This window comes from Phyllobacterium sp. GQ127 (assembly GCF_059758635.1).
The window spans coordinates 82,211-101,660 of record NZ_JCAXDZ010000003.1 but is presented as its reverse complement, the minus strand read 5'-3'; the positions used below and the strand labels follow the sequence as shown (position 1 = coordinate 101,660).

At 52.9% G+C, this 19,450-nt stretch carries 22 protein-coding genes and 1 tRNA gene; 8 read left to right on the top strand and 15 right to left on the bottom strand.

Annotated elements, in window-relative coordinates:
• Positions 1-298 precede the first annotated feature (298 nt).
• Positions 299-1,384: an extracellular catalytic domain type 1 short-chain-length polyhydroxyalkanoate depolymerase gene (locus tag AC6CHM_RS12475; RefSeq protein ID WP_498173384.1), complete on the bottom strand. Its 1,086-nt coding sequence runs from the start codon at positions 1,382-1,384 to the stop codon at positions 299-301.
• Positions 1,385-1,495: 111 nt separating this feature from the next.
• On the opposite strand from AC6CHM_RS12475, the gene AC6CHM_RS12470 reads away from it, so the two are divergent.
• The 3 genes from AC6CHM_RS12470 to AC6CHM_RS12460 all read left to right on the top strand — a co-directional run bounded on the left by AC6CHM_RS12470 (position 1,496) and on the right by AC6CHM_RS12460 (position 2,317).
• Positions 1,496-1,729, top strand: coding sequence for a hypothetical protein (locus AC6CHM_RS12470; RefSeq protein ID WP_498173382.1), 234 nt, complete (start codon positions 1,496-1,498; stop codon positions 1,727-1,729).
• A 36-nt stretch (positions 1,730-1,765) separates the two neighbouring features.
• Positions 1,766-1,984: a hypothetical protein gene (locus AC6CHM_RS12465; RefSeq protein WP_498173380.1), complete on the top strand. Its 219-nt coding sequence runs from the start codon at positions 1,766-1,768 to the stop codon at positions 1,982-1,984.
• 105 nt (positions 1,985-2,089) lie between these two features.
• Complete coding sequence (locus tag AC6CHM_RS12460) at positions 2,090-2,317, top strand: hypothetical protein (RefSeq protein ID WP_498173378.1); 228 nt, start codon at positions 2,090-2,092, stop codon at positions 2,315-2,317.
• Positions 2,318-2,375: 58 nt separating this feature from the next.
• Here AC6CHM_RS12460 and AC6CHM_RS12455 read toward each other — a convergent pair whose 3' ends face one another.
• The 7 genes from AC6CHM_RS12455 to AC6CHM_RS12425 form a co-directional block, all read right to left on the bottom strand.
• Entirely contained in the window at positions 2,376-2,591 is a 216-nt protein-coding gene (locus AC6CHM_RS12455; RefSeq protein WP_498173377.1) for a DUF4287 domain-containing protein, read from the bottom strand.
• Between the two features lie 168 nt (positions 2,592-2,759).
• The gene (locus AC6CHM_RS12450; protein ID WP_498173375.1) at positions 2,760-3,197 is read right to left on the bottom strand and encodes a hypothetical protein; all 438 of its coding nucleotides are present in this window, start codon (positions 3,195-3,197) and stop codon (positions 2,760-2,762) included.
• A gap of 15 nt (positions 3,198-3,212) precedes the next feature.
• Positions 3,213-3,599 (bottom strand): DUF982 domain-containing protein, encoded by a 387-nt coding sequence (locus AC6CHM_RS12445; protein WP_498173374.1) that lies wholly within the window; start codon positions 3,597-3,599, stop codon positions 3,213-3,215.
• Between the two features lie 222 nt (positions 3,600-3,821).
• Positions 3,822-4,151: a hypothetical protein gene (locus AC6CHM_RS12440; RefSeq protein WP_115054264.1), complete on the bottom strand. Its 330-nt coding sequence runs from the start codon at positions 4,149-4,151 to the stop codon at positions 3,822-3,824.
• A 986-nt stretch (positions 4,152-5,137) separates the two neighbouring features.
• Positions 5,138-6,424: a lipoprotein-releasing ABC transporter permease subunit gene (locus AC6CHM_RS12435; RefSeq protein WP_498173372.1), complete on the bottom strand. Its 1,287-nt coding sequence runs from the start codon at positions 6,422-6,424 to the stop codon at positions 5,138-5,140.
• A 659-nt stretch (positions 6,425-7,083) separates the two neighbouring features.
• Positions 7,084-7,160, bottom strand: a tRNA-Arg gene (locus AC6CHM_RS12430).
• 97 nt (positions 7,161-7,257) lie between these two features.
• Positions 7,258-8,427, bottom strand: a complete 1,170-nt coding sequence (locus AC6CHM_RS12425) for a M20 aminoacylase family protein (protein WP_115055568.1) — start codon at positions 8,425-8,427, stop codon at positions 7,258-7,260.
• A 154-nt stretch (positions 8,428-8,581) separates the two neighbouring features.
• Here AC6CHM_RS12425 and AC6CHM_RS12420 point away from each other — a divergent pair, with 154 nt between their 5' ends.
• The gene (locus AC6CHM_RS12420; RefSeq protein ID WP_498173369.1) at positions 8,582-9,703 is read left to right on the top strand and encodes a D-alanyl-D-alanine carboxypeptidase family protein; all 1,122 of its coding nucleotides are present in this window, start codon (positions 8,582-8,584) and stop codon (positions 9,701-9,703) included.
• A complete protein-coding gene (locus tag AC6CHM_RS12415; RefSeq protein WP_498173367.1) occupies positions 9,703-10,860 on the top strand; it encodes a CobW family GTP-binding protein in 1,158 nt (385 codons plus the stop codon). The genes AC6CHM_RS12420 and AC6CHM_RS12415 overlap by 1 nt, the downstream gene beginning before the upstream one ends.
• 163 nt (positions 10,861-11,023) lie before the next feature.
• Here AC6CHM_RS12415 and AC6CHM_RS12410 read toward each other — a convergent pair whose 3' ends face one another.
• From AC6CHM_RS12410 to AC6CHM_RS12395, 4 genes are all read right to left on the bottom strand, one after another.
• On the bottom strand, positions 11,024-11,314 hold the full coding sequence (locus AC6CHM_RS12410) for a sulfurtransferase TusA family protein (protein ID WP_435530250.1): 291 nt from the start codon (positions 11,312-11,314) through the stop codon (positions 11,024-11,026).
• The gene (locus AC6CHM_RS12405; protein ID WP_115055562.1) at positions 11,293-12,522 is read right to left on the bottom strand and encodes a L,D-transpeptidase family protein; all 1,230 of its coding nucleotides are present in this window, start codon (positions 12,520-12,522) and stop codon (positions 11,293-11,295) included. The genes AC6CHM_RS12410 and AC6CHM_RS12405 overlap by 22 nt, the downstream gene beginning before the upstream one ends.
• A gap of 270 nt (positions 12,523-12,792) precedes the next feature.
• A complete protein-coding gene (locus tag AC6CHM_RS12400; protein ID WP_008127996.1) occupies positions 12,793-13,068 on the bottom strand; it encodes an HU family DNA-binding protein in 276 nt (91 codons plus the stop codon).
• 204 nt (positions 13,069-13,272) lie between these two features.
• A complete protein-coding gene (locus AC6CHM_RS12395; RefSeq protein WP_307280443.1) occupies positions 13,273-14,214 on the bottom strand; it encodes a LysR family transcriptional regulator in 942 nt (313 codons plus the stop codon).
• A gap of 165 nt (positions 14,215-14,379) precedes the next feature.
• Between AC6CHM_RS12395 and AC6CHM_RS12390 the strand changes: the two genes are divergently transcribed.
• Positions 14,380-15,333 carry a ring-cleaving dioxygenase gene (locus AC6CHM_RS12390; RefSeq protein ID WP_337354333.1) on the top strand — a complete coding sequence of 318 codons (954 nt, stop codon included), beginning with the start codon at positions 14,380-14,382 and terminating at the stop codon, positions 15,331-15,333.
• Positions 15,334-15,360: 27 nt separating this feature from the next.
• On the opposite strand, the gene AC6CHM_RS12385 is transcribed toward AC6CHM_RS12390, so the two are convergent.
• From AC6CHM_RS12385 to AC6CHM_RS12375, 3 genes are all read right to left on the bottom strand, one after another.
• Positions 15,361-16,926: a VOC family protein gene (locus tag AC6CHM_RS12385; protein WP_498173364.1), complete on the bottom strand. Its 1,566-nt coding sequence runs from the start codon at positions 16,924-16,926 to the stop codon at positions 15,361-15,363.
• 202 nt (positions 16,927-17,128) lie between these two features.
• Complete coding sequence (locus tag AC6CHM_RS12380) at positions 17,129-17,278, bottom strand: DUF1127 domain-containing protein (RefSeq protein WP_008127986.1); 150 nt, start codon at positions 17,276-17,278, stop codon at positions 17,129-17,131.
• A gap of 247 nt (positions 17,279-17,525) precedes the next feature.
• A complete protein-coding gene (locus AC6CHM_RS12375) occupies positions 17,526-17,978 on the bottom strand; it encodes a low affinity iron permease family protein (protein ID WP_337354335.1) in 453 nt (150 codons plus the stop codon).
• A 217-nt stretch (positions 17,979-18,195) separates the two neighbouring features.
• Between AC6CHM_RS12375 and AC6CHM_RS12370 the strand changes: the two genes are divergently transcribed.
• A complete protein-coding gene (locus AC6CHM_RS12370; RefSeq protein WP_498173362.1) occupies positions 18,196-18,999 on the top strand; it encodes a DUF2189 domain-containing protein in 804 nt (267 codons plus the stop codon).
• 124 nt (positions 19,000-19,123) lie between these two features.
• The gene (locus tag AC6CHM_RS12365; protein WP_115055549.1) at positions 19,124-19,339 is read left to right on the top strand and encodes a hypothetical protein; all 216 of its coding nucleotides are present in this window, start codon (positions 19,124-19,126) and stop codon (positions 19,337-19,339) included.
• Positions 19,340-19,450 lie beyond the last annotated feature (111 nt).

Sequence of the window (19,450 nt, the reverse complement as noted above, 5' to 3'; positions counted from 1 at the left end):
GCGTGGCTCTTCTCTCGTACGGGATCTCTTATGACCAGACCGCGCTCTTGTGCATCGGCGAGAAGCGAGAACCTTGCGCACCATCGAAGGCGAACGGTCGGCGTCGATCATTTCATCTTCGAAGTTGCGAACCACTGGCACAGCTAGGCGCGAGAGCAACGTTGATCCGAGGAATGGAATTATGTGAAAATCGAGGTGTTGGCGATACTGGACGATTATGCCTCGCTCAAGACCGTTCTGCGCGCTGCCAACAGGTAAACGGCTTTAACAAATTCCGTCGCCTGTCCCCATTCGCGCCTCATCTCAATAGACCAGCCGATTTGAGAGCGTTTTCGATCGTGTTCTTAATCGAATTGCCGCTCTGTTTGTCTGGAGATACTGAGTACAAGCCGGCCGTCGGATTTAAAGCCGGAGCGGTCTCTGTGGATTTGCCGATTAGTCCCCACGATTGAGCAATATGCCAGGTAGATGAAGTCCCTACGTCGAGCATGAAGGGCCGCGCTGACCCGACAGCGTTTTCACCTCTACTGTTTATGGGAGTGCCATGAGCCATACCGTTGATAGCATAAGCCTCCAAAACTGTTCGACCGTCCGCATTTTGCCATTTTCGAACCTGATGTCCGTCAAGAGTGCTTTTTGATGCAGGTCGGTCTAATTCGTGCAGAATTCCCCACTGGCCAATAACCGCTTCCATATTAATCGGGTCTACGGTGGTGTCTGCCGTTCCGTGCCAGACTGATACCTTTGGCCAAGGGCCTTTATGGCTTGAAGCCTGACGAACGTGTGCGGCAAGTGCGGCCCCATCTTCAAGTCCATGACCTCGCATTCGGTCAAATGCTTGGGGAATGGTGGATGCCGTGCCGTGTGCAAGCCCCGCTATGATCGCCCCTGAATTGAATAACTCAGGATAAGTTGCCAGCAACGACGCGGTCATGGCTCCCCCTGCAGAAAGCCCCGTCACATAGACGCGCGTTCGATCAATCCGGTGGTTTTTCAGCAGGGTCTCGATCATTTGGGAAATTGAACAAACTTCACCTTCGCCGCGCGTTGTGTCACTGGTCGAAAACCAGTTGAAGCAGAGATTGGGATTATTCGTTCTTTGCTGCTCTGGGAAAAGCACGCCGAATCCGTAGCGCTCAGCAAGAAGTGACCAGCCCGAACCAACATCATAATCGTCGGCCGACTGCGTGCATCCATGAAGAACCACAACGAGCGGAGCGTCGGGCGGCAGTTTGTCTGAGAGGTAAGTCCAACCTCGCAATTGTCCGGGATTGGAACCAAAATCAGCGAGAGGGGACAATCGCCCTCGGTTGTTTGCAATTCCGTTGGACAGGACGCTCTGCTGTTTATTCAACCGCCTGATTGTGTCGGAAATCGTTCTCATTGCGCGCACCTCGTTGTGAAGAATTTCACATCAACTTTACAGCAATGCTGCAAGTGCGAAATAGTTGCTGCGGTGCACAATAATTGTGAATCTTGCGATATTAATAAATTGATGGACAACCAGTCGCCCCGCAAGGAGCACGAGCGGCCTTGGCTTTCATATGATGCGCAACTTGCGGCAGACCGCGAAGCTCGGATTGCGGCCGACATGAACCTGCAGCGCCAGGTCGATGAGATCAAGCAGGCGCAATCCGGGTTCTTTGGCCAGCGTGATTTGAATATGCAAATGCTGGATCGACCGGAGCGTGTCGAGCGGGAGAGGCGAATAGCGCTGCCTTCCAATTAAGTGTACCAATTCTCAGACAGGGGGATGACGCAGCTAATGAATGACGTGTTTTTTACAGTACTCTATTTGTTTTCTGTCTTTAACGGATTTTATTATTTGTATGGCTTGGCCATCATTCTTGCGTTTGTTGCTGCGATGACGAGAAGTAATGGTTCAGCGAATAAATGGATGGTTGCCGCACTGGTCTGCTTTGCCGTCGGAGCAGTAACCCATTTTGCTGCCACTAATTTGCTTAGTGGCTTTTACGCACGGTGATAAGGTAACACCGCCGCTCTGTCCTTCCGGATGGAGCGGCGATTTTTTGCGTTTGGAAGTGATTCGTTTTCTCGGTATTGTGCTTCCTTTGTAGGAGTGAGTGCCATGAGTCTCGCATCCCCTCGATATAACTACGAAGATGAAAAGCAGCGCGAAGACGAATGCCGGGAAGCGATGAGAGATCGGTTCCTCGACAAGGTTTCTTCGAAGGATATGTACGCTATTCACCAAAAGGCCATCAAAGCGGGTTGGGGCTTGCCAGAAGTGCAGCGAGCTATTGATGCGCTTGTGCTGGAAAAGGCAAAGGAGTTGGGCGAAAACTTGCCCTGTTGAGCCCTACAACTTCTCTGGCTTTCCGGCTAGTAACGGGAGGGACCCTATTGGGCGTTGATTATCCGTCATTCTTTGCCCGAAAATGAGCTACTAATGCGTTGGCGTGGCCGTGCCCCATATTGTACTGCGTTTTAAGCAGTGCAACCATTTCCATATGCTTTTGATCTTTCAAACTTGCCAAAACAGACATCCAATAATCAATTGGCTGAGCATACTTTTTCTCGATGGATGGAAAGTACGAAGCAGGGCCCTTTACTGTTGCGTCTGTGGACATCTCACGTTCTCCCTAGTTGCTATAACCGTAGGACGAACGGCGTAATAGGATTCCTACGCGCTCTCAATCTTTTTTGTTTCAGCGGCGCTTTGTCCTTCGGGACGGGGCAGCGCTTCTTCCCTGCCTCGTGATGCCGGGGCGTTTCTGGCTTCGGTAGCTACACGAACTTCAAGGTATGGGTTTATTTTGAATGTCTTGAAGGTATTTTTCAAACTTCGACCAGAACTGGTGGTCGAATACAGATGCCTTATCCAGTTTTAACTGTAGGGCGAACGTCATACATTCATTGGTGTTTAGTTTTAAGGTCTTTCCCGAACTGATAAGCTCCAAAAACAGACCTTCGAAAGCCATTTCGTACTCTCGATTGTCGAGATAAAGCACAATTGCCTCAATGGATTCAGCATCGAGGTTCGCCTGCGACACGGTGCTTCTTACAAACCGATCGATCAACTGGAAGTTGGCGCTGCTTGATATCGCAATGTTATGCTCAACCCAGCGAGCATGTTTCGACAAACTCACGTCAGCAAACGCTGATGAGGCTGCAGCAAGCAAGACTGCGACAAGAATGCTCGTCCCATGCACTTTACTCCGTCTGATCCATTGCATTGGTGCAGGTCCATCTCACTCCCCTTTAGACAAGCGACTATTGCAACAAATCATGAAGCTGTCTCCCTCAATTTCGCTCGGGATCGCTGCTTTATGCCCTCTGCCGCATCTTTCCCTTGCGCCACTTTTCCAGTTTGTCGTTTGATGGCGGGCGACCAACTGCCTCGACGTAAATGTCGGCTTCCTTTGCTGCATCAATAAAAGCCATGCGACAATGCCGGGAGACAGCGTGCCATCGTAGCATTCCAGCAGCGCATGTTTGGCGATATCAAGCTTTTCGGTATCCGTGCCCGGCCACTCATTCACAATGAACTCCGCCGCCTGCATAATGGAGGTGATTACCTTCATCTTGCCGAGCTGGCGGGTCATTAAGGTTATTTCTTTGAATGGTTTATCTTCCATGAGTCGGTGAACGACTCTTGCAGGGAATCAGTCCCTAGCTAATCCGATCAATCTTCCCATCATGCATTGAAAATACGCCGTCTTGGCCACCCTGCTGATCGAAGTCGCGCTCAAGGTCTGCCCATCTTCCGATGAACTGATTGCAGGTACTGCAGAATATCGGAGTGTTACCCGTGACATTATCCGGAATGGTGAGGTAAATTGTACCGCAATCCTTGCAGTCTAATTTATGGTTGAGTCTTTCCATTCCCCTGTTGCCCCGTTGAAGTAAAACCCATCGTCTTCTGCTTTGATATCATAGTTGCCGGCGGGCGTCCCACGCGTACGCTCAATGTCTACCAAACTCATTTCACGGCTCATAGCCAGCGAACTCAACGTACTGGGACAATGCACGCCTCTGTCAAAGAACGTCATGACGCAACGCGCCAGCCGGTCTTTTTGCACCAGGGGATTGGTCCCAATTTGCTGGAAAGCTAATTCAAAGGCTATCGCCATGATATCCCAATCAAGGGATGAATACTTGTTGACGTAGATTTGACTACGAAAAGGCATAATCGTGCTCTCCCACTAGGCGAAGAGCACATCGTATCTCTCAAACATCGATCGCCGGTCCAATACATACTATCGATGTTGAATTCAGAATACGCCGATGTCGGCCAGAGTCCATAAAATATTTTATAGCAATAAATCTGTGTCGCGGAACTTATTCGGTGACTAATAGGTTGAAGGGTATCGTGCTTGAAAGGCTCCGTCGTGAGTGAAAACGATCCAACAACGAATCGAAGCGATGTGAACAAGTTTCGCGATCAAATGCGTACTCCTGGCTTTAGAGACGCCTTGCGTTCGGCAAAGGCTCCAATACCAACAAACAAGAGATTTGAAGTTCTTCTTGTCCGGTTGGAAGAAGCTGAAAAAAAGCAGAAATAACATTATTCAACTTGCGGTTGGCTTTGCTTCGGTAGGTATGCCTTCCTTCGTTCTTGCTGCTCGAGTCGCTTCGCCACCCGCATATCCTTCTGTTCCCGGATTTCCAATGCCTTCTCGCGATTGATAGCCAAGGTGCTGAGAACCCCTGGGTCCGATATTCCGCGGCGGTACAGATCGACGATTGAACGTGCGAGGCGCTGACTGTGTTCGTGGTCTTTTGGATGGCGCTGAAGGCACGCGGATGCAAGATTGTGCGCTTTTGAAATTACTTGCCAGTCTATATTGGTAGAGCTCCGTCCCGGAGACTTTGAAAAAGGCAATGCCGTTTCCTTGTGCAAGAAGGTTAAGGGCTTGGCATCCGTCATCTTCGCGCGAGGGTGAGGGTGCACCAAGCCAGTTGCCAAGAACTACTCGAACTACATAATCCGCCCGAGAGCATTAGGTTCCGGAATTATTTCTGCGTTCACCTTCACCCTTATGCTCGCCGCAGTACCAGACAATCCCGTATCGTCCCGAGAAACCAAAGCTGCACCACGCCTTGCAGTCTTCGGGCTTGGGCGGTGCTTCAGACATCGGCTAATCAGTCAGCCAATGTAATGATGAAACTGACATTATTCGTACCTCAGAGCTTCAACGGGATCGAGTTTGGCTGCGCGCCAAGCGGGGAAAAGCGTCGCCAGAAAAGACAGGACAAGCGCCATCGATATGACCAATAAGGTTTCGTTGAGCTCCATCCTGGCTGGCAGTGTGCTTAGGAAATATAGCTTCGGATCGAATAGAGTTGTGCCGGACAGCCACGAAAAGAATTGCCGGATGCGCTCGACATTCAGGCAAACAACGATACCTAAGACAACACCTGCAATGGTGCCAGCAACTCCGATAGCAGCCCCAGTCATCAGGAATATGCGCAGGATGGAATTTCGCGTTGCACCCATGGTTCGAAGGATGGCGATATCGCGGCCCTTGTCTTTCACGAGCATGATGAGTCCCGATATGATGTTCAGCGCCGCGACGAGCACGATAAGCGTCAGAATCATGAACATGACGTTACGCTGCACTTGCAGCGCGGAAAAGAATGTCTGGTTGCGTTGTCGCCAATCGGTCAACATGACAGAGCGCTGTGCCGCTTCTTCAATCGGCTTTTTCAGTGCGTCAACATCATCCGGTTTGTCGGCAAATATCTCGATCGATTGAACTTTGTTGTCCTGATTGAAATAGAGCTGCGATTCCTCGAGTGGCATGAGTACGATTGAGGCGTCATATTCTGACATGCCGATCTCAAAAATGGCAGTCACCGGGTAGGATTTGACCCGTGGCGCCATCCCAAGCGGCGTCACATCGCCATCAGGAGAAATCAGCGTCAGCCGGTCACCGAGACCCAAGCCCATATTCTCGGCCATGCGCGTACCTATTGCTACGCCGCCTGCGGTGTTAAAACCCTGAAATGTGCCCTGCCGCACGTTCTTTGCCACAAGTTGCAGCTTGGCGATATCGTCTTCGCGCAAACCGCGGACAAGCGCGCCTGATCCGGCCCCCACATTGCCTTTGGCCAGAACCTGGCCTTCGACGACGGGGATGGCAAAAGATACGCCTGGCACGGCATCGACACGCTTGATAACAGCATCAAAATCATCCAATGGCCGATCCATTGGCTGCATGATGACATGGCCGTTGATGCCGAGAATTCGGGTCAAAAGCTCGGCCCGGAAACCATTCATCACCGCCATGACGATGATAAGCGTCGCCACCCCAAGCATGATACCCGTAAACGAGAACCCGGCGATAACCGAAATAAACGTTTCCTTGCGCCGGGCACGCAGATAGCGCCAGGCAATCATACGCTCAAAGGCTGAAAATGGCTTTGAACCAGAGGGCGCGGTCGCTGCTTTTTCTGTCATAGAATTCAGTCTGATGCTCTTAGATGACGACTACATTGCGGCGATTAGTGAACCCAAATCCTAAAGCAAGAGCGGTTCTTTCTCTATCTTCTTTGTTGCGGTATAACGAACTAAATTGTTGTCGGGCAGCGGCCGTGGCAATTGAAGCGCTTCTTGGTCCGGCTCGTTTCGCGGATCGGTCTAAGCTGTCTTCTCGATATCATAGCCAACCAGCATACGCTTATATCGCGGCGTCCAATTGCCTCTTCTACTCTGTTCTGGCGTTATCCATTCCCCGTCAAGGGCTTTAAGAAGCACTCGGCGTTTCGCTGTTCTGCAAACATATAGACAATGTAGCGATCGGGATGAACATAAACATTCCGGTTCAATCGATAGCAGCCAAGCGTTTTCGACAAGAAACCGACCCTGTCAAAATGCAACCCCACATCCTCACAATGCAGCGCAACCCGAAAAGGATTCCTTCGATCAAAGTGGGTGGCGGCTCGCCTCTGCTTCGGGCCATCTCAATGCCGCGAAAGCTTTGGCTTCCAACCACGGGCATAACCAAAGCCCATGGCATTCATGTTGCATCCATGTTGCATGGATTCACCGTGCTTCAAAGAAAACCGTTGTAAATCAATGGTGGCTGACCTGATACACGCATAAGTCTTTGAAATTATTGGTGATCCCGACTGGATTCGAACCAGTGGCCTACAGATTAGGAATCTGTCGCTCTATCCTACTGAGCTACGGGACCATTCAAGCGGATCGCGAATAGGGGCGATCCGCAGAGACTTAACGTTTTTCAATGCCGCCGCCAAGTCTCAACTTTGGTAGAATGCGCGGCAAAGCCATCAGGTGGATGGCAGGAGCGCGCTTTCGGCAATATTTACCCAATAGCTGATGCCATGCGGGATTGCGTCATCGTTAAAATCATAGGCCGGGTTGTGCAGTGATGCGCTTGCTCCGTTGCCCATGAAAATGAATGCGCCGGGACGCGCTTCAAGCATATAGGAGAAGTCTTCGCCTGCCATCATAGGCGCAACCTCTTCATTTACCGCATTATTTCCGGCAACTTGACGTGCAACCTTGGCGGCGAAATCAGTCTCGCGATCATGATTGAATGTAACCGGGTAATTACGTGCGTAATCGATTGTGACTGTCGCGCCCAAGGCGCCCGTGATGCCCTCGACAATTTCAGTAAGCCGCTTTTGCGCGTAGTCTCGCATTTCCTTGCGAAGCGTGCGGACCGTTCCCGCCAGTTCCGCTTTTTGCGGAATGATATTGTAGGCATCGCCCGCATGAAATTTGGTGACTGAAATAACGACAGAATCAAGCGGATCGGTGCCGCGAGAAACAATTGTCTGCAGTCCATTCACCAGCTGTGCGCCAATAACAACAGGATCAATCGTTGTGTGAGGCTGTGCAGCGTGGCCGCCACGACCTTCAATTGTAATGGTGAATTCGTCGGTTGCGGCCATGATCGGGCCTTTGCGGATCGCAAATTCGCCAATCGGTATGCCCGGAATATTGTGCAGTCCGTAGACTTCGGAAATGGTGAAACGCTCCATCATGCCGTCCTTGACCATTTCGCGGCCGCCGCCGCCACCTTCTTCGGCAGGCTGGAAGATTACGGCTACCGAGCCTTTGAAATTGCGTGTTTCGGCCAGATATTGCGCTGCGCCAAGCAGCATGGAGATATGCCCGTCATGACCACAGGCATGCATTTTGCCGGCATTGGTCGAAGCCCAGGGCTTTCCGGTGATTTCTGTCAGGGGCAGGGCATCCATATCGGAACGTAGGCCGATTGTCGCGCCTTCGCCGTGACGACCGCGGATTATGCCGACAACGCCGGTTTGGCCAATGCCTGTAACCACTTCGTCGCAACCAAAACCGCGCAATTTTTCTTCAATAAATTTTGCAGTCTGGTGCACATCGAACATCAATTCGGGATTTTGGTGCAAATGGCGGCGCCATTGCGATACTTCATCCTGCATTTCGACAGCGCGATTGAGCACGGGCATTTTTACATCAACTCCAATTTACCTGTGACAAGAAAGGCACTTTGCCTTTTGGATGCCACATAAGATAGATAAGGCCATTGCCGCTCCACGTGAAGCGCGGCTTAATGCCTTTTGCCTTCCCAAGGTTTTTATACAGACAGGCTGGATTTCAGGAATGCGGAAAACTGTAGCACTTTTTCTAGTCGGTAGCGCGATGTCAACCGTTGCGATGCTCGGTCTTGGATCAACGGCCCTTGCCGAGGCGAATATCACACTTGATGCTAGCGGTGGCGAGATTCTTTCGCAAAAAAACGCCTTTCAGCGCTGGTATCCAGCGTCCTTGACCAAGCTCATGACCGTCTATGTAGCTTTCCGCATGCTCGAATCAAAGCAGGTAACGCTTGATACGCCCGTTCGAATCACCGCGCTTTCAGCCAAGCAACCACCGAGCAAAATGGGCTACAAGGTTGGCTCGGAATTGACGCTCAGTGACGCGCTGAAGATCATGATGGTCAAATCGGCCAATGATGTTGCCATGGCGGTTGGCGAGACGCTGGGCGGCTCTTCAGAAAAATTTGCGGTGCTTATGAACGAGGAAGCCCAACGTATTGGCATGAAAGGCTCGCATTTCGTTAATCCGAACGGGCTGCATTCAGACGATCATTATACGACAGCGCGGGACATGGCAGTTTTGACCCTGCAACTGCGCCGTGAGTTTCCGCAATTTGCGCATTTCTTCGACATTGAGGCCATCGATTACGGCGGCAAGAAAGTACAGCCGAATTTGAATGCCTTGATTGGACGCTTTCCCGGTGCGGATGGGATGAAGACCGGCTTTGTCTGCCCTTCTGGTTATAATCTGATCGGCTCAGCGACGCGCAATGGCCGGACGGTGATTACGGTCGTTCTTGGCGAACTCAAGCTTTCGACCCGTGCCACCAAAGCTGCTGAACTTCTTGCCAAGGGTTTTGAGACCCATGGCACTAGCATCACGATCGACAATCTGAAATCCAACGGTTCGCCGGAGCTTGATGTTGCTGTGAATATGCGTCCGGAGGTCTGCTCCAAGACGTCGGGTTCCGATACATGGGACGGCAAGGATCTTGAAGGTCATATCATTGCCGGATCGCCTTATATGAACCGCATGGACCGCGAGCCGGTGGCTGAAAAAGTCGCCTTGCTGCCGTCAAAGCTCAATGCGCTCGGCATGGAACTTAATCGCCTGCCAGTGCCAACGCCTCGCCCCGACCGTTCGTCGCTTAGCGATGCGGGCAGTGCTGCGAAGGTGATCAATTAATGGCTGGTCCCATTCCAGTTTCCGTTCTGACGGGCTTTCTCGGCTCCGGCAAGACGACTTTGCTCAATCGCCTGCTGAAAGATCCGGCGCTTACCGATACTGCCGTTATCATCAATGAGTTTGGTGATGTGGGCATCGACCATCTGCTGGTGGAAAAGGCGAGCGAAGGCATTATCGAACTTTCGGATGGCTGTTTATGCTGCACAGTGCGTGGCGAACTCGTTGATACGCTTGCTGATCTGATCGATCGTTTGCAGACCGGAAAATTGCAGCGGCTAAAGCGCGTCATCATCGAAACCACGGGTCTCGCCGATCCCGCGCCGGTGCTTCATGCGATTATGGGACACCCCGTTTTGCTGCAAGCATTTCGTGTGGACGGCGTGATCACGACCGTTGATGCGGTTCACGGCATGGCGACGCTGGATGCACATGAAGAGGCAGTAAAGCAAGCGGCTGTGGCTGATCGCATCGTCATCACCAAGACGGATCTGCGTCAGTCGGTGGGCTTGGTCGATCCACTGCGCGCGCGTTTGCAGGCGCTTAATCCTGGTGCCGATATTATTGATGTCAGCGATGAACGGACGGGCTTTGCGGCACTGTTTGAATGTGGTGTCTATAATCCGGAAACCAAGACGGTCGATGTGCAGCGCTGGCTGAAAAGCGAAGCCTGGCGAGACCGTGAGCACGAGCGCCACGAGCTTGAGCATCATGGACACCACCATCATCATGATCATCATGACCACGACAGTCATGACCATCACCATGATGTGAACCGCCATGATGCGGCCATCCGGTCATTCTCCCTGACCCATGACAAGCCTGTGCCGCTATCGAGCTTCGATATGTTTATCGATCTGCTACGCTCGGCCCATGGGGAAAAGCTGTTGCGTGTCAAAGGCATTGTTCTCTTGGAGGATGACCCCGAGCGGCCGCTGGTCATTCATGGCGTCCAGCAGATTTTTCACCCCCCCGTACGGCTCGCCGCATGGCCGGAAGGTGTGCGCGAAACGAGACTGGTCATGATCGTCAAGGATCTGCCGGAGAGCTATGTACAGCAGCTTTTCAACGCGTTTCTCAACAGGCCGCAGATCGATATGCCTGACCGCGCCGCATTGTTTGATAATCCACTGGCTATACCGGGTGTGAAGCTGGTTTAAGTTTTGCTGCAGGGCAGTTGTGCGTGGTTCGACAAGCTCATCATGAGGGAGAGAGTTGATTGCAGGGAGCCATGTTCTGGAGCGATGAAGATTATCTTTGCAGTTCGCCAACTTCCTCATGATGAGCTTGTCGAACCACGCAATCGGGTAATGCAGCCTATCTTTAGCCGCGCTCGATGTGAAAGCGGTGGCCGCCTTCGACGCTGATTGTTTCAATCAGACGGTGGCCCTCGGTCAGGCAGAAATTGGGCATGTCGATAACGGCCAGCGGGTCGGTGGTCTCTACCCATAAGCGCGTTCCAGCTGCGGCTTCAGCCAGTTTTTTACGGGTTTTAAGCACGGGAAGCGGGCAATTCAGGCCGCGAAGATCGTAGACTTCGGCTTCCATGATGCGTTTTGAATCCTGCTCATCCGCGAAGAAATTAAACGTGCTTAATTGCCGCCGATTTTCCACCACGCCTTTTTGGCGGGCGCGGGTGCTGCAACCGGTGCGGCGGCTTCAGGCGCTGCAATGGCGGCTGTTGTCATCGGAGCAGGTGCCGGCGTCTGTTGTGGAACAGGCGTAGCTGCAACGGCAGGCGTGTGCATGCGCGAGCGCTTGGAAGCTTCGCGCTCTTCCTTCGCCTTGTCGGCTGCCACAGCAGAGGCGAGCCGGACCATGATCTGTGGCTTGTTCGCCGCATCGGCATCTTGTGGTGACAAGGATGGCGGTTCTTGCGTTACGCGTTCGCCGCGCGCACGGCGCTGGCTCCATTCAGCAATGATCTTAGCCTCGGTCAGACCCTGGATCGAGCGGGCAGGGGCTTGAATCTTGCCCTTGCCAACCATGGATGAGAAAGCGCTCTCATAATTGGTCTGATAGGACTGATAGGCCATTTTCAGCGATTCTGGCTGATCGGAAGGCGGGCAAGTGCTGGTGGCAGCGATAGGCGCATTGGGGTCGGATGTGTGATTGAAGACGTATTTCTTCTCACAAACATCAACCTTCGGCGGCACTTTGGTGATTTCAAAATGGTCGTAGCCTTCCTTCAGATTTTTCCAGAAAGCGTAATTGGGATCATCCTTGTAGCGCGCCATATTGGCGGCAGTCATGCGGAACGGATAGGCTTGTAGCTGGATCGATTCCTGCCCGCCCTTGAAGGCATCGCGGGCGAAAGCATAAATCTGTGCAACCTGACCATCGGTCATCGAATAGCAGCCGGAAGACGAGCAGGCGCCGTGAACCATCAGATTTGCGCCCGTCCGGCCAAGCGCGCGGTCAAGCGCGTTGGGAAAGCCAGTATTGAATGACAGATAGTAACTGGATTTCGGATTCATGTGAGCGGGGCGGACGGCATAATAGCCTTCCGGCGCCTGACGATCACCTTCAATGAATTTTGGGCCAAGTTTCCCGGACCATTTGCAAATCTGGTAACTGGTGACGATATCGTAGCGGCCATTGTCCTTGCGCTTCCAGACTTCAAGAACGTTTTCTTCCTTGAAGATGCGGAACATGATCGGCGAGGTGGCAGTCATGCCTTTCGTCTTCATGCTCTGGACAAGTTTGGCGGGCAGTTGCGTGTTCGCGCCATTGGGAACGAGATCGTTCACCGTCCCGCCCTGACATCCGGCAAGGAAAAGCGTGAGCATCAAAGGAGCAAGAATGTGTGTCTTTATCTTCATTGCAGCAGCAGTTGCCAGTTCATCAATTGTTTGCCGAGGTCGGATTCGCCGCGAATATAACATTCGCACCATTATAGATGCACCCGTTATAGTTGATAAAGTCTTGACGCAACCGCATAAAATTGCCCCGATCACGCAGATGTCACCTTTCACGCACTGACGGCGGATTTATGGCAAACAATCATGAAGCACACATAATTGCTTCGAAGTGCCGCAAAACAAAAAAGGCGGCGCAAATTGCACCGCCTTTTTTAAGTCTAGTCCGAAAGATCAGCCGTTAAGGGCGTCCTTCAGAGCCTTTGCAGGCTGGAAAGCAACTTTCTTGGAAGCTGCGATCTTAATTGTTGCGCCGGTTGCAGGGTTGCGGCCTTCGCGAGCGGCGCGAGCCTGTACCTTGAACTTGCCGAAGCCTGGCAGCGAAACTTCATCGCCAGCTACGACTGAATCGGTGATGCCTTTAAGGATGCTATCAACAATCGCCTTGGACTGAACTTTTGTAAGACCCTGATCAGCGACGAGCTTATCAATGAGATCGGACGTATTCATTTGGCGGTTTCCTCAGTATATTCGTTGATCGGAGGGGTCTGTATGGCACGCGTTACGCACTCTGTCATCAGGAACTACAGGCAAAAAGCGGGTTTATACCCAGTGTTTACGGGGTTTTTTTCGAATTAAGCCCTGATTTGCCGGATGGGGATGCCGGTTGAGCCAAAAATCGCGCCAAGTGATTCGGCTTGTGCGGGCCCTTAATCAGCTATCGACAGGGCGATAAGCTTCGTTGATTTGCCAGATTGGCGGGCTGCCAATATGTCTTGCAATATGATCGACAAAGGCGCGCACCTTCGCAGAGACATGGCGCGTGGGAGGGTAGACGGCATATATATTGTAGGGTAGCGGCTTTGCTTGCGGCAAAACGGGGATGAGTCTTCCTGCCCGCAACGGTTCGGCGGCGATGAACATCGGCAGGAGTACAAGCCCAAGGCCGGCAATCGCCATATCGCGCATCGCCTCGCCATTATTGGCAACGATGCGGCCATGCATCGGCACTGCAATCGGTTCGCCATCCTTGTCCGGATTTTCAAATTGCCAGAGCTGGCTGGTATTGACGTTGGAATAGTCGATGCAGGAAAAGCGATCCAGCGCGCCCAGCGTTTCCGGCAGGCCATGCGTATTGGCGAAATCCGGGCTGCAACAGATGACACGGGGATCGGTGCATAATTTGCGCGCGATCAGGCTGGAATCGCGCAATATACCAATGCGTATGCCGACATCATAACCGCCGCGCACCAGATCGATCATGCGGTCTTCAAACTCCACGGCGATTTCCAGATCGGGATATTGCCGGGCAAAATCCGCAATCATCCGCCCCAGATACATTGTGCCGAAGGTCATGGGCGCAGCGATGCGCAATGTGCCGCGAATGGCGCTATTGCGTGTCGCGGCCGTATCAGCCGCCTCCATGATGTCGCGGACAAGCGGGCGGATGCGCTCGACGAAATCCAGCGCATTTGCCGATGCCACCAGCTTGCGCGGCGTTCGCTGAAACAATTCAATGCCAAGCCCACCCTCCAGATCGGAGATGCGCTTGCTGACAACGGATTTTGACAGGTTAAGCCGCGCGGCTGTGGCCGTGATGCTGCCGGTTTCAATCACGTCGAGAAACGTCAATAAATCTTCGAAACGCCACTTCATGGTTTGCTTATACGAGACATGATTGCCGTTGAACAGAAGTTTGATGGCGTTATAGTTCTGTTTTATCGAACATGAGTTGCATCTTTATGGTCTTTATTGCCGGAACAACTGCGCAGATATTCACCCCAACGGCGATTTCGCCACTCAATCACGCAGGAGGCTTTGATGAGCTTACAACTGACAGGCATTCACCATCTGACGGCAATTACCGCCAATGCGCCAGAAAATGTGCGTTTCTACACAAAGACGCTTGGTTTGCGGCTGGTCAAAAAGACCGTCAATCAGGACGATACGAGCGCCTACCATCTTTTTTATGCCGATGGTGAAGCAACGCCCGGTACGGATTTGACATTCTTCGACTGGCCAACTGCACCGGAGCGCCGCGGCACCCATAGTATTTCGCGCACTGGTTTGCGGGTTGGCAGCAAGGCCAGCCTCGACTGGTGGAAAGTCCGGTTTACCGAATTGGGTGTCAAGTCCGGTGAGGTGACAGAGATAGGCGGTCATGCTTCGCTGGATTTCGAGGATGGCGAAGGACAGCGCTTTCGGTTGATTGATGATGGCGGTGCTGGCGACTCCCACCCTTGGGACAAGAGCCCTGTGCCTGCCGAACATCAGATCCGCGGGCTTGGCCCAATCACCATCAGCGTGCCGGACATCACCAATACGGAAGCAATTCTGTTGCACGTGATGAACATGCAAAAGGTCCGCGATTATGCCGATCCCGATGGCATCGGGCATGTGCATGTTTTTGCAATGGGCGAGGGCGGTCCTGCCGCTGAGTTGCACGTAGCCGTTCAACCTGATCTTCCCGCCGCACGGCAGGGTGCAGGGGCGGTGCATCACGTGGCTTTCCGCGCCCCGGATGTCAATGCCTTGCATGAATGGACAGAGCGTTTGAAAAGTTTCCGCATGCCATCCAGCGGTGAAGTCGAGCGTTACTATTTCCGTTCGCTCTATTTCCGCGAACCAAATGGTATTCTGTTTGAGATCGCAACCGACGGTCCGGGCTTCACAGTGGACGAGCCGTTGGAAACGTTGGGCGAAGAGCTTTCCTTGCCGCCATTCCTTGAAAGCAAGCGTGCCGCCATTGAGGCCGGGCTGAAGCCGCTCGTCTGATTATGAAAAAGCAGCAAACAGGCCGGATCAATTCCGGCCTGTTTCCATTTCTGTCAGCCAGCTTCTGGCGGCGTCAATATCATGCTGATTGGTCTCGTGACCGGCAGGAACGCTGAGGGCAGTCAAATTGGCTCCAGCCTGCCGCAGATCGGCTTCGAGTGCGGGGGCATGTGCGCCAAAGAGGTCGTGATCGCCGGTCAGGCTGAGAATATGCGTGCCGCTCAGATCAGCTTCAGGTGTATCGTCAAGCACTTTGGTCGCGCGCAGCAAAATGGCATTGCGCACAAGTCCAGGATGCAATTGCATCATGGCGGCCAGAAGATTGGCGCCGTTGGAATATCCCATGAAAATCGTTGATTGCAGGTCGAGACCATAGGCTTCGACAGCGCCTTCAATGAATGCGGCGAAGGCTTCCGCTTCCGAGCGGATGTCGTTTTGATCGAAGCTCAAGGGGCCAAAGCGGCGGAACCAGCGCGCAGTTCCTTCTTCCGTGCTGCGACCACGCAGACCAAACAGCGTTGCACCGGGTGCGATACTGGCCGCCAAGGGCATGAGGCTTGTTTCACTGCCATCAGAACCATGAAGAAGGATAAATGTCTGGCCGGTTGCCGGTTCGGGCGTATAGACGCGATGGACGAATGGCAGATCGCGATAAATGAAACGCGGTTCCTTCGGTAGACCGAATTGCGGCAAGATGATTTTTACATTCGCCGTTTCATCGGCAAAATGCGGGGGGACGAACAGCTCTGTGCCCAAAGCCTCCAATGGTTCGTCAATCAGCACGCCGGGACCATCCGTCGCCATTTCGAGTAGAGTACCGCCCGGCTCGCGCACATAGATGGAATGGAAATATTTGCGGTCGTGCAGGGCAGTTGCATCGGCACCTTCAGCAATCATCTGCTCATAAGTCGCGTTCACTTCGGCAATATCTGCGGCGCGAAAGGCAATATGATCCACGGTGCCGGTGCCGGGGGCGGAGCTCCAAAAGCCGGTTGCATCGCGAACGTCAATGCAATCTCCTGACGAGGAAACCATTCGCGTTATTGTGTCGCTCTGCCCCGCACTTTCATATGAAAAGTATCTGCTGAGAAAGTCAGCAGTCTCAGCAGGTTTTTCCGTGAGGATCGTTGCGCCGCGTAAGCGCATGATCGCATCCGTTTGCGATATGCCATCGCTTTCCCACGGGTCCCCGGGGCTGACGGCGTCTGTTCCGACCAGTTTGATGATCGCCCCGTCAGGATCGTGCAATCGCAGGACGGTTTCGCCGAATTCCTGCGCGGGTCCTGTAACCGCGATGTTGAATTGCAGCGCACGGGTCAGCCAGAAACCAATAGTTTCAGTTGGAATAGCGAAAGATACCTCGCTGGGCTGGCCGTAGCCGACGCGGCCAAGCGAGCCATCTTCCCAGACCAGAAATGTAATCAGGGAGCCGGGAGTGCCAGAGGCATCGCCATAAATCAGATGGAGTTGTGTTGCGTCTTCAAAGCCCCCGGTGCGCTTGACCAGCCGAAGCCCGAGAAACCCGACATAGAAATCGACATTCGCCTGAACCTTGCGGGTGATCAGTGTGATGTGATGAATGCCGCCTGTCATGTCCGAGGTCCCTCTTTTCATGAGGCGCTTGATAAGGGGAAAGCAGGAAAGGCGCAATCGCAGATGACAGCACAAAAGAGAACACCCACCGCTGGGAGGAGCGATGGGTGTTACTTGTAAAGAACGGCTCTGGGAGGAACGCTGTTCTTTAAGCGGCCGTGGCTGGGAGGAGGAGTGCCACGGACGTGGGAGGTCTGTTTAATTAGAATGCCGAAGCGGCCTTCTTCGCAACGAAAGCGATGTCACCGCGGGAGATGCCGAGGTCGTTCAGTTCACGTGCGGACAGGCGGTTCAATTCCGTGACTGTGTCACGATAGCGGCGCCAGTTGTTGTACGAGCGGATCAAGTTCATTTCACTCACCTAAAGTTCTTTTGTTTGTTGGATCGTTATCGATCGGTGAGCTGGATATAGTGCAGTGCACTCAGAACTTGGAGTCACAAGTTTGCATAGCTGGTTTGCAGGAAAATGGGCCTCTAAACCACTGAAACTGAAGGTTTCCGCCATTAATTTGTCATTATCGATCTGAAATTTGAGAAAAATGGTGGATTCGGCTGTAAAACTGCCCAAGTCGGCCATATTCGTTAACGGTGAAAACTGCTTAGGCGTGCGCTTTCGCGCGGGGTGGCTTTCTGGCCGCTTCGCGCGGTGCAGCTTTACTCTTTTTCTTTGCAGCGGTGCGGCTCTTAAGTTCCTCGTCGGCCTTCTTCGCTGCTTCTTCGCATTGTTTGCGAAACTTCTCGACTTCAGCCTCGGTCAGATGCTCGATGCCGATAAAAGCATTCTTTCCGTTACTGACGCGCACGAGCTCGTCCAGCTTGGCCTGAATGGCTACGCTATCGCGGTTTTGCGTGTTCTGGATGAGAAACACCATGAGGAAGGTCACGATTGTCGTGCCGGTATTGATGATGAGCTGCCACGTATCGCTGAAGCCGAATATCGGTCCGCTAAATGCCCATATGACTACGATTGCCACGCAAAGGATGAAGGTTACGGGTTTGCCTGCAGCCAGAGCCACAGTGTTGGCGACCTTGGTGAAGATCTGATCGAACATGCGTAATCCTCTTTGTGACCGGCGATAATGAGTCTGGCACTCAATAACTTTTGAACGAGGCTGTTGGTTCCCCGACAGGAAACCAACATGCATCTGCGTTTCAGGGTGGTCAAAAAACGTCCGGGAGCGTATGCTTAACCATGCAGGTTGAGGTCCATAGTGACCCGTCCATGGTCACCGAGCTCCTTTTCCGCCCTGAACTTATGGGAGGTTTGAGATGGCGAGTTTCCATGTGATTGCCGGTGCTGATTCAGGCATTGCCCATCCTGATGTGCGCAAAATTGTCGTCAGGGATGTTTTCACGGCGCTGCGCAAAGGTCTTGACGATTTCTGGGAGAAGCCGTCGCATTATGTGTTTCTCTGCCTGATTTATCCCATTGCCGGTCTGGTGCTGATCCGATGGTCGTCCGGTGCTAACACCCTGCCGCTGATTTTCCCACTAATGTCAGGTTTTGCACTGATCGGACCTCTGGCAGCCATCGGGCTTTATGAAATCAGCCGCAGACGCGAGCGGGGTATGGACACATCCTGGTGGCATGCAAGGCAGGTGGTGCATTCACCCGCCGTTCCATCCATTCTTGCGATAGGGGCCATGCTTGTCGCCGTTTTCGTGGCATGGTTGCTGATCGCCCAGGCGCTTTATGTGAACCTCTTCGGCGATACGCCCCCGGCTTCGGTCGCGGTATTCATGGATCAGGTTTTCAACACGCCTCAAGGCTGGCGAATGATCATACTCGGCAATGCAATCGGTTTTGTCTTCGCGGCCTTTGTGCTTTGCACGACGGTGATCGCCTTTCCCTTCCTGCTCGACCGCGATGGCGGCGCTTATGCGGCGATAGCCACGTCAGCGCGCGTGGTGGCAAAAAATCCGCTACCCATGATCGTTTGGGGCTTGATTGTCGCCGCACTGCTGTTTGTGGGCTTCGCAACATTGTTCGTGGGTCTGGCGATTTTCATACCCGTTCTCGGACATGCCACCTGGCACCTTTACCGTGCAGTTGTTCCGGCGCACGAAATGTAAAAGCAATATCTGCCTCGTATGGTGGAATACGGGGCAGATGGTCAAATTTCCCGGTAAAACTAGCATTTGACGTAAACGGCTATTATCCTTCCAGAATCGCCAACCTTGCGAAGGGAATACCGACATGGGTAGCTATTCGAAGCTGATTGGATCGATTATCGGAGGTATTGCGGGCTGGCTTGCCTCACGCTACGCCCTGCCGCCGGAGCTGACATCCCCCGAAATCCAAGGGGCAGCAACAGTTATTCTCAGCGCTGCGGCCACATACCTGTTCCCCGCAAATACGGTGCCGACACAGACAACGACCGAGCCGGAGCCAAAGGTCACCACTCCTCAATAGTCTGTTTGATTTGTAGCTCCGGTCGGTGCATTTGTGCACCCGTCGGAATGGCGCGGTATCCCGCCGTCCGTAAGAGGGCGTAGTCAAAGCTGAAATCAGCCCTCTACTAGT